The organism is Streptomyces sp. SID5910 (genome assembly GCF_009862125.1).
In the GTDB taxonomy this organism is placed as follows: domain Bacteria; phylum Actinomycetota; class Actinomycetes; order Streptomycetales; family Streptomycetaceae; genus Streptomyces.
The window spans coordinates 1-2,068 of record NZ_WWHX01000346.1 but is presented as its reverse complement, the minus strand read 5'-3'; the positions used below and the strand labels follow the sequence as shown (position 1 = coordinate 2,068).

The 2,068-nt window shown below is 78.6% G+C and carries 2 protein-coding genes; both read right to left on the bottom strand.

Annotation, left to right across the window (positions count from 1 at the left end; all coding sequences use genetic code 11):
• On the bottom strand, positions 1–803 hold an 803-nt coding region (locus tag GTW67_RS11880), incomplete at its 3' end, for a type II secretion system F family protein (RefSeq protein WP_161164771.1).
• Positions 800–2,032 carry a TadA family conjugal transfer-associated ATPase gene (locus GTW67_RS11875; RefSeq protein ID WP_346010627.1) on the bottom strand — a complete coding sequence of 411 codons (1,233 nt, stop codon included), beginning with the start codon at positions 2,030–2,032 and terminating at the stop codon, positions 800–802. The genes GTW67_RS11875 and GTW67_RS11880, both read right to left, overlap by 4 nt.
• Positions 2,033–2,068: the final 36 nt, after the last annotated feature.

Here is a 2,068-nt window from a genome sequence, read left to right as displayed (position 1 = left end):
CCGGCCAGCAGGCAGCCCAGTCCCCCTCCGGTGTGCAGCAGCACATGCAGCGGGTCGGAGCCGAGGGCCACACCGAGCAGGAGGCCCAGCACCGGCAGGCCGGCGAGCATCACCGCCGTGGCGCGGGCGCCCGCCAACTGGGCGCGCAGGTCGGCCCGCTGATCCCGTTCGGCGCGCAGGGCGCCCTCCAGCCGCTCAAGCCCTGCCGCGAGCCCGGCGCCCTGGTCGACGGCCACCCGCCAGCAGGCCGCCAGGCCCCGCAGCCCCTCGGCGCCCGGCCGTCGGGCCGCCGCCGCGAGCGCGGCCGGCACGTCCCCGCCGAACCTGGCTGCCGCCAGTACCGCCGCCTGCCCGTCATCGAGTCCTCCGGAGTCCTGGGCGGCGCACAGCAACGCCTCGCCCGGCTGCCGTCCCGCCCGGAGCTCGCCCGCGAGCGTGCCGCACAGCGCGATCACCGCGTCCTGCCGGTGCTCCCGGTCCCGCCGGTCCCGGCCGGCCAGCCGCACCCGCCGCAGCACCGGCACTCCGGCCGCCCCCGCGACGACCGGGAGCAACGAGCCGCCCAGCACCGCGAGCACCAGCCCGGCCGCCAGGGACCACCACTCGGCCCGCAGCCGACCGCGTACCTGCGCCAGTCCGTCCGTCACCCGCCGCACCACGGGCGGCCCGGTCCCGACCGCCCCACCTCCCGCGAGCAGCACCCGCGCGCGCCGTGCTCCCGCCTGCCACCCTGCCGTCAGCCACGTCCCCGCTGCCAGACACGCCAGGGCGGCGGCCGTCGTCAGTTCACCCGTCCCCGTCACCTGTTCGTCTCCCCTTCCGCAGGCCGTGCTCCGAGTCCTTCGCCGCGCAGCAGCTCTCGCAGCCGGTCCCACCCGCGCTCCGCCACGAACGCCTCCGTGCCCCACCGCAGCGCCGGCACCGTCCGCACCAGGCCCGACGCGTCCCGTTCCAGTACGTGCACCTCGGCGATCCGCCGTCGCCCCGCCCGGTCCCGCACCAGGTGCAGGACGACCGACAGAGCCGCCGCCAGCTGGCTGTGCAGGGCCGCCCGGTCCAGCCCCGCCGCGGTGCCGAGCGCCTCCAGCCGGGCGGGCACGTCAGCCGCGGCGTTGGCGTGCACGGTCCCGCAGCCGCCCTCGTGGCCGGTGTTCAACGCGGCGAGCAGATGCACCACTTCGGGGCCGCGCACCTCGCCGACGACCAGTCGGTCCGGCCGCATCCGCAGGGCCTGGCGCACCAGGTCCTCCAGGCTGACCAGGCCCGCTCCCTCCTGGTTGGCGGGCCGGGTCTCCAGCCGGACGACGTGCGGATGGTCCGGCCGCAGCTCCGCCGAGTCCTCGGCCAGCACGATCCGTTCACCGGGCCCGACGAGCCCCAGCAGCGCGCTCAGCAGCGTCGTCTTGCCGCTGCCGGTGCCGCCGCTGACGAGGAAGGACAGCCGGGCCCGCACGAGCGCCCGCAGCACCCGGTCACCGCCGGGCGGCACGGTGCCCGCCGCCGTCAGCTCGTCGAGCGTGAACGCGCGCGGACGCACCACCCGCAGCGACAGGCAGGTGCAGCCGACGGCGACCGGCGGCAGCACGGCGTGCAACCGGGTGCCGTCGGGCAGCCGGGCGTCCACCCACGGCCGGGCGTCGTCGAGCCGGCGCCCGGCGACGGCGGCGAGACGCTGCGCGAGCCGCCGCACCGCTCCGGCGTCCGCGAAGGCGACCGACGTGAGCTCCAGGCCACCGCCCCGGTCCACCCAGACCCGGTCCGGGGCGGACACCAGTACGTCGGTCACCGACGGATCGGCGAGCAGCGGCTCCAGCGGCCCGCTGCCGACGAGCTCCGACCGCAACCGCTCGGCGGCGCCGAGGACCTCCGCGTCCCCCAGCACCCGCCCCTGCTCCCGCAGCGCCTGTGCCACGCGCGCGGGGGTCGGCTCCGCCCCGCTCTCGGCGAGCCACCGCCGCACACCGTCGAGCAGCCCGGAGGCGGACTCCGCGCCCCACTCGGACCCGCCCCCGCGGCCGGCGGCCCGCCCCACCGCCGGCGCGGATTCCGGGACCGGCAACGCCCCCGG